The following is a 7149-nucleotide window of genomic DNA, read 5'->3' on the forward strand; positions in this document are numbered from 1 at the left end:
GCGGCGCGGTGCCTGCATCTGCCCTGAACCCGCCGGCCGCGCCGCGCAGCGGCGACCTGCCCGCACGGGGGCGCGGTCCCCTTTCCCCCAATCGGCATGAAGCTCTTCCAGCGCGCCCAGAACTCACTCTTCGGCGAAATCCTCGATTCGCTGCTGGCGCCGGCCATCGTCCTCATCCTGCTGAGCATCGGCCTGACCTGGCTGGTGGCCCAGGGCATCGCCAACGCGCCCTACGATCGGGCGCTGGCCCACGGCGTGCGGCTGATCGCTGCCGAAGCCGCACGCGCCGCCGCCCAGGGCCGCGCACCGGACGTGCCGCCGCTGGTCACCGAGGTGCTGCGCGGCAGCGAAGACGACCGCGTCTGGTTCCAGGTGCTGGATGCCCAGGGCCGGCGGCTGGCCGGCACTGGCGGTCTGCCCGGGCCGCACCTGGCCCAGACGCCCGTGCCCGGCGTGGTCTACATCGACGACGGCCAGATGCAGGGCCGCGAGGTGCGCATTGCCCACCTGTGGGTGCGGCCGGGCAATGCCGGCCTGGCCCTCACCGGCCGCATCGCCCTGGCCACCGAAGGGGCGTCGGACCTGCCGGAGACCATCGCCGAACCCGAGGACGCGGATGGCGCCAGCCTGCTGCTGGTGCAACTGGCCGAGACCCGCGCGCGCCAGGCCGCGCATGCGCGCGAGATCATCACCGGCGTGCTGCTGCCGCAGTTCGCGCTGGTGCCGCTGGGCGTCATGCTGCTGTGGATCGCACTGGCCCGCGGCATCAAGCCGCTGTCGGTGGTGGAGGACCGCATCCGCGAGCGCCAGCCCGACGACCTGCGCCCCATCGACGCCACCTCGATCCCGCTGGAGGTGGCGCCGCTGGTGTCCTCGCTCAACGAGTTGCTGACCAAGCTGCACGACTCCATCGGCACGCAGAAGCGCTTTTTGGCCGACGCGGCCCATCAGCTCAAGACGCCGCTGGCCGGCCTGCGCATGCAGGCCGACCTGGCCCAGCGCGAGGGCGCCAACGCCGACGAGCTCAAGCAGTCGCTCAAGCAGATCGGCCGCGCCAGCATGCGCGCCACGCACACCGTCAACCAGCTGCTGGCCCTGGCCCGGGCCGAGGGCGGTGCCGGCGTGCTGGCGCGCCAGCCCTGCGATCTGGCCCGGCTGACCATCGACGCCGTGCGCGAGCTGCTGCCGCGCGCCATGGACAAGTCGTTGGACCTGGGCTACGACGGCGCGCAGCCGGGCGCGGCCGGCGTGACGCTGCCGGGCAATCCCACGCTGCTGCGCGAGCTGATCCGCAACCTGCTGGACAACGCCATCAACTACACGCCCTCCGCGCCGGGCCGGCCCGGCGTCATCACGGCACGGGTGCTGGCCGACCCCTTCGGCCATGTGCTGCTGCTGCAGGTGGAGGACAACGGCCCCGGCATCCCCGAGGCCGAGCGCGAGCTGGTGTTCGAGCCCTTCTACCGCGTGCTGGGCAACGAGGCCGACGGCTCGGGTCTGGGCCTGCCGATCGTGCGCGAGATCGCCGGCCAGCACCGGGCGCAGGTGCTGCTGCAGGAGGCGCATCCGGGGCAGCATCCGCCCGGTACGCGCTTTACGGTGCGCTTCGATACAGAGCCCCCGGAGGGCTGACATCTGGCCCGCTCAGCGCGCTGGCGAGGAGCTGGCGGGGTCGGGTGCCGGGGCCGCCGGCGCGTCGGCCGGCGCGGGTCGCACCTCCAGCAGCTCGGGCCGGATCTGCGTGTTGAGCCGCTGGGGCTCGCGCTCGCGCAGGCTCGCGGGCACGAGGCCGAAGCCGGCCAGGTCGCCGCGGGCCCACAGGAAGTAGCCGGCATTGGCCAGCACGAGGGCGATGACGAACAGGCGCAGGAGCATGGGTCGCTCAGAAGGCCTGGCCCAAGGGCCGCACGCTGACTTCGGCGCTGTCCACCAGCCGCAGACCGGAGGCGGTGGCGATGCGCAGCTCGCCGCCGGGCGCCACGCCTTCGCAGCGGCCGGCGGTGCCGTCGCTCAGGTGCACATCGCGACCCAGCAGCGCGTCGCGCGCCGCAAAGCGCGGCACCACGGGCGCGAAACCCTCGTCGGCGAAGCGCAGCACCTCGGCCAGCAGTGCAGGCGCCAGGGCAAGCAGCACGTTGGCCGGCTCGGCCTGCGGCGCCCACTGGCGAACCCAGGCAGGCGGCGTGCGCATAGCCTCGGCGGGCCGCGGGCCGATGTTGATGCCGATGCCGATGACCACCTGTCGCGGCCCCGCCGCAGCATGGCCGGTGGACGCGGTCTCGATCAGGATGCCGGCCAGCTTGCGGTCCTGCACCCACAGGTCGTTGGGCCACTTGATCTGCACGCCCGCCGTGCCGAGCGGATCGAGCGACTCGGCCGCGCTCACGCCCACCGCCAACGACAGGCCCGACCAGCTGCGCGGCGCGAGCGGCAGGGCGAGGGAGAACATCAGCGAGGCCGCCTGCGCCTGGGGTGCGCCACCTTCCCACTGGCGACCTAGCCGGCCGCGGCCGGCGGTCTGGTGCTCGGCCACGAGCAGCACAGGCCGCGTGTCGCCGGCCCGGGCACGGCGCATGAGTTCGGTGTTGGTGGAGTCGATCTGGGTCACGACTTCGACACCCAGGCCGGGCAGTTGCGCTGCCAGGGCCTGCCGCAGCGCGTCGATGGGCCAGGCCTGCGACGTGGTGGCGGCCATCAGGCCTTGCCCTTCGCCTTCTTCTTGCGGGCCTTGGCCCCGGCGTCGGCCTTGGTGCCCGCCTTCTTATCCGACTTGGCGGATTTGGCCGACTTTTCCGCCTTCTTGCCGGACCCGGCCTTCTTCGTCTTCTTCGCTTTCCCCTTGTTCTTCTTCTTGCCACCCTTGCCGGGCACGGCCTCGGCGTCCTCCGGCGGCGCCAGCAGCGTGCCGCGGCAGTCGGGCGAGCCGCACCAGCAGGGGAAGTCGGCCAGCAGCTCGGGCGTGTACGGCGAGTCGATCACCAGGCCGTAGTCGTAGTTGAGTTCCTCGCCCGCAGCGATGTCGCGCAGCGCGCGGATGAACACGCGGCCGTCCTCGACCTCGGTCTCGCAGTTGGGCCCGCAGGAGTGGTTGATCCACTTGGCCGAGTTGCCGTGCACCTTCCCATCGATCACATGCTTGTCATCGATGTGGAAGTAGAAGGTGTGGTTGGGCTGGGCCGGGTCGTGCGGATGGCGCCGCAGCGCCTCCTTCCAGCTGATGACCTCGCCTGTGTACTCGATCACCAGCTCGCCCGCGGCGATGTCCTGCGTCGCGAACACCCCCTTGCCATGCACGCCGGAGCGCCGTGTCTGGATGCGGCGGCCGGCAGTGGGGGCGGGCGAAGAAGGGGATTTGGAGGGCATCGCCGAGTTCTGATAGCTTGAGATGTGCACATGTGCGCGCATGCGCACGTGCGCGAGAGGCGCAGAGTATAGAGAGCCGTCCGGCGCGTCGCCGGCCGCCGCCGTCCATCGTGGGCGCTGGTGTTTTGTCCCCGAAGGTGCCGGTCCGTCCGGGCCCCTGGCGGCTCTTGCCCATGAGAGATTTCCAGATGACGAAGACCTTGGTGATTGCGGAAAAGCCGTCGGTGGCGCAGGACATCGTGCGCGCGCTCACGCCCGTGTCCGGCAAGTTCGACAAGCACGACGAGCATTTCGAGAACGACAACTACGTCGTGACCAGCGCCGTGGGCCACCTGGTGGAAATCCAGGCCCCGGAGCAGTACGACGTCAAGCGCGGCAAGTGGAGCTTCGCCCACCTGCCGGTGATCCCGCCGCACTTCGACCTCAAGCCCGTGGACAAGACCAAGGGCCGCCTGAACGCCGTGGTGCGCCTGGCCCGCCGCAAGGACGTGACGCAGCTCGTCAACGCCTGCGACGCGGGCCGCGAGGGCGAGCTGATCTTCCGGCTGATCGAGCAGTACGCCGGCGGCGCCAAGCCGCTGGGCAAGCCCATTCGCCGGCTCTGGCTGCAGTCGATGACGCCGCAGGCCATCCGCGACGGCTTCGACCGCCTGCGCTCCGAGCGCGAGATGCAGGGCCTGGCCGATGCCGCCCGCTCGCGCTCCGAGGCCGACTGGCTGGTGGGCATCAACGGCACGCGGGCCATGACGGCCTTCAACTCGCGCGACGGTGGCTTCTTCCTGACCACCGTCGGCCGAGTGCAGACGCCCACGTTGTCCATCGTGGTCGAGCGCGAGGAGCAGATCCGCAAGTTCGTCAGCCGCGACTACTGGGAGATCCATGCCGTCTTCCAGGCGCAGGCCGGCCAGTACCCGGGCAAGTATTTCGACCCGGCGTGGAAGAAGGCCAACGCCCCGCTGCTGCCCAATGGCGAACCCGACCCCGAGCAGCGCGCCGATCGCCTGTGGACGGCGGCCGAGGCCCGCGCCATCGCCGAGGCGGTGCGCGGCCGGCCCGCCACGGTCACCGAAGAGAGCAAGCCCACCACCCAGGCCAGCCCGCTGCTGTTCGACCTCACTTCGCTGCAGCGCGAGGCCAACAGCCGCTTCGGCTTTTCGGCCAAGACCACGCTGGCGCTGGCACAGTCGCTCTATGAACGCCACAAGGCGCTGACCTATCCGCGGACCGACTCGCGCGCCCTGCCCGAGGATTACCTGCCGGTGGTCAAGGACACGATGGGCATGCTCGCCACCAGCGGCATGCGTCACCTGGCGCCCTTCGCGCAGCAGGCCATCGACCAGAACTACGTCAAGCCCACCAAGCGCGTGTTCGACAACGCCAAGGTGTCGGACCACTTCGCCATCATTCCCACGCTGCAGGCGCCCAGCGGCCTGTCGGACGCCGAGCAGAAGCTCTACGACTTCGTGGTACGGCGCTTCCTGTCGGTGTTCTTTCCGAGCGCCGAATTCCAGGTCACGACGCGCATCAGCACTGTGGAAGCGGCGGGCAAGAAGCACAGCTTCCGCTCCGACGGCAAAGTGCTGGTCAAGCCGGGCTGGCTGGCCATCTACGGCAAGGAAGCCGCCACCGACGACGACGACAAGGACGGCAAGACACTGGTGCCGGTGAAGCCCGGCGAGCAGGTGAACACCGAGAGCGCCGAGGTCAAGGCCCTCAAGACCCGCCCGCCGGCGCGCTACAGCGAAGCCACGCTGCTGGGCGCCATGGAAGGCGCCGGCAAGCTGGTGGACGACGACGAGCTGCGCGAGGCCATGCAGGAGAAGGGCCTGGGCACGCCGGCCACCCGCGCCGCCATCATCGAAGGCCTGCTCAACGAAAAGTACATGCTGCGCGAGGGCCGCGAGCTGATCCCCACCGCCAAGGCCTTCCAGCTGATGACGCTGCTGCGCGGCCTGGGCGTGGAGGAACTCTCCAAGCCCGAGCTGACCGGCGAGTGGGAGCACAAGCTGGCGCAGATGGAGCAGGGCCACCTGAGCCGCGACGAGTTCATGCGCCAGATCGCGGGCATGACCGAGCACATCGTGCGCAAGGCCAAGGAATACGACCGCGACACTGTGCCCGGCGACTACGCCACGCTGTCGGCGCCGTGTCCCAACTGCGGCGGCATCGTGCGTGAGAACTACCGGCGCTTCGCGTGCACCGGCAAGTCCGGCAGCGGGCAGGACGCCTGCGGCTTTTCCTTCACCAAGTCGCCCGCCGGCCGCACCTTCGAACTGGCCGAGTCCGAGCAGTTGGTGGCCAACAAGCACATCGGCCCGCTGGAAGGCTTCCGCTCCAAGGCCGGCTGGCCCTTCGTGGCCGAGATCGTGCTCAAGCACAGCGAGGAGGACCACAACTGGAAGCTGGAGTTCGACTTCGGCGACGACGGCAAGGACCCGGCCGAGACCGGCGAGATCATCGACTTCGGCGCCGCGCCCTCGCTGGGCCCCTGCCCCAAGTGCGGCGCGGGCGTGCACGAGTTGGGCGCCAACTATGTGTGCGAACGCTCGGTGCCCACGGCCGACCATCCCACGCCCAGCTGCGACTTCAAGACCGGCAAGGTGATCCTGCAGCAGCCGGTGGAGGAGGAGCAGATGCGCAAGCTGCTGGCCACCGGCAAGACGGACCTGCTCGACAAGTTCGTCAGCATGCGCACGCGCCGGTCCTTCAAGGCCTTCCTGGCCTGGAATGCGGAAGAGGGCAAGGTGACGTTCGAGTTCGAGCCGCGCGCCTCCAAGTTCCCGCCGCGCAAGACGGCCTCGGCGGCGCCGGCCCGAGTGCCAGCTGCCAAGAAGGCGGCTGCAAAGAGTGCGACGAAGACCGCCGCCAAGGCCCCGGCGGCCAAGAAGGCGGCGGCTCCCAAGGCCCCGCGCAAGACCAGCGCCGCAGCGGGCCGCCAGCCCAGTGCGGCGCTCGCGGCGGTGATCGGTCCGGAACCGGTGGCCCGGCCCGAGGTGATCAAGAAGCTGTGGGACTACATCAAGGCCAACGGCCTGCAGGACGCGAAGGACAAGCGCGCCATCAACGCCGACGACAAACTGCGTCCGCTGTTCGGTCGCGACCAGGTGTCGATGTTCGATCTGGCCGGGATCGTGGGGAAGAACCTGGAAGGCTGAGGTTGGGGGGGCCGGGGCTCGCATCCGGTCTGCTCGGGGTGGGTTCTGGACGGCGCAAGTCCTGAGCTTTGGATTACGGTTCGTGGTTCGTGGTTCGCGCGGCGCAACGTGGCGTGGCGCAACGTGGCGTGCGTGTCGTGCGCTGCGTGGGTTGCGTGGGTTGCGTGGGTTGCGTGGCCGGGCAGGGGGCGCGGGTGGGATGGGCGCTAACGCGGCAGAGGACGCCGGCATGCGCGCTCCCGGTGCACGCTCGCGCTGACCGGCTTGCTGCACGAGACGGGTGCTCGCTCTCCATCGACGTGCTTGGGACACTGCACGGCGCCGCGAATGGCACCTCCGCACGCACACCGGCATCCTCCGCCGACGCTGCGCCTGAACGGCCGAGATTGCGCCACCGCCCCGAATCCGTTCGCCCTGAGCCTATCGAAGGGCAGAGCGGCGCGCGGCGCAAAGGTCCGGTCGTCCCGGCCCGCATCAGCCCGCGTCATACAACCTTGACGTGCGAGGCTTCGACAGGCTTGTATGGTTTGGTTTCCATCAACCAACCTGTGAGAAAGGGCGAGGAGCCGGGATGTAGGGACATCGACAGGCATCGGCGGTAGCTTCAGACCCTACCGACCGACACCCTGAG

Annotated in this window: 5 protein-coding genes; 2 read left to right on the top strand and 3 right to left on the bottom strand. The window is 70.0% G+C overall.

Going from position 1 to position 7149, the window contains the following annotated elements; translation table 11 throughout:
• The first annotated feature begins 96 nt into the window (after window positions 1-96).
• The gene (locus QZ772_RS12620; RefSeq protein WP_295526627.1) at window positions 97-1632 is read left to right on the top strand and encodes a sensor histidine kinase; all 1536 of its coding nucleotides are present in this window, start codon (window positions 97-99) and stop codon (window positions 1630-1632) included.
• Window positions 1633-1644: 12 nt separating this feature from the next.
• Here the strand turns inward: QZ772_RS12620 and QZ772_RS12625 are convergent, their stop codons facing one another.
• The 3 genes from QZ772_RS12625 to QZ772_RS12635 are packed head-to-tail and all read right to left on the bottom strand — an operon-like array spanning window position 1645 to window position 3363.
• A complete protein-coding gene (locus QZ772_RS12625; RefSeq protein ID WP_295526629.1) occupies window positions 1645-1875 on the bottom strand; it encodes a sporulation protein in 231 nt (76 codons plus the stop codon).
• Window positions 1876-1882: 7 nt separating this feature from the next.
• Window positions 1883-2695 (bottom strand): biotin--[acetyl-CoA-carboxylase] ligase, encoded by an 813-nt coding sequence (locus QZ772_RS12630; RefSeq protein ID WP_295526631.1) that lies wholly within the window; start codon window positions 2693-2695, stop codon window positions 1883-1885.
• Window positions 2695-3363, bottom strand: a complete 669-nt coding sequence (locus QZ772_RS12635; protein ID WP_295526634.1) for an SET domain-containing protein-lysine N-methyltransferase — start codon at window positions 3361-3363, stop codon at window positions 2695-2697. Before QZ772_RS12635 ends, QZ772_RS12630 begins: the two co-directional genes overlap by 1 nt.
• Before the next feature lie 188 nt (window positions 3364-3551).
• Between QZ772_RS12635 and QZ772_RS12640 the strand changes: the two genes are divergently transcribed.
• On the top strand, window positions 3552-6518 hold the full coding sequence (locus QZ772_RS12640) for a DNA topoisomerase III (RefSeq protein WP_295526636.1): 2967 nt from the start codon (window positions 3552-3554) through the stop codon (window positions 6516-6518).
• Window positions 6519-7149: the final 631 nt, after the last annotated feature.

Source organism: uncultured Pseudacidovorax sp. (genome assembly GCF_913773995.1).
Taxonomy (GTDB): domain Bacteria; phylum Pseudomonadota; class Gammaproteobacteria; order Burkholderiales; family Burkholderiaceae_C; genus Xenophilus.

Bases quoted from the DNA above. Each gene is read 5' to 3' on its own strand.
- QZ772_RS12630 (WP_295526631.1), bottom strand. From the start codon at position 2,695: ATGGCCGCCACCACGTCGCAGGCCTGGCCCATCGACGCGCTGCGGCAG.
- QZ772_RS12640 (WP_295526636.1), top strand. From the start codon at position 3,552: ATGACGAAGACCTTGGTGATTGCGGAAAAGCCGTCGGTGGCGCAGGAC.
- QZ772_RS12620 (WP_295526627.1), top strand. From the start codon at position 97: ATGAAGCTCTTCCAGCGCGCCCAGAACTCACTCTTCGGCGAAATCCTC.
- QZ772_RS12635 (WP_295526634.1), bottom strand. From the start codon at position 3,363: ATGCCCTCCAAATCCCCTTCTTCGCCCGCCCCCACTGCCGGCCGCCGC.
- QZ772_RS12625 (WP_295526629.1), bottom strand. From the start codon at position 1,875: ATGCTCCTGCGCCTGTTCGTCATCGCCCTCGTGCTGGCCAATGCCGGC.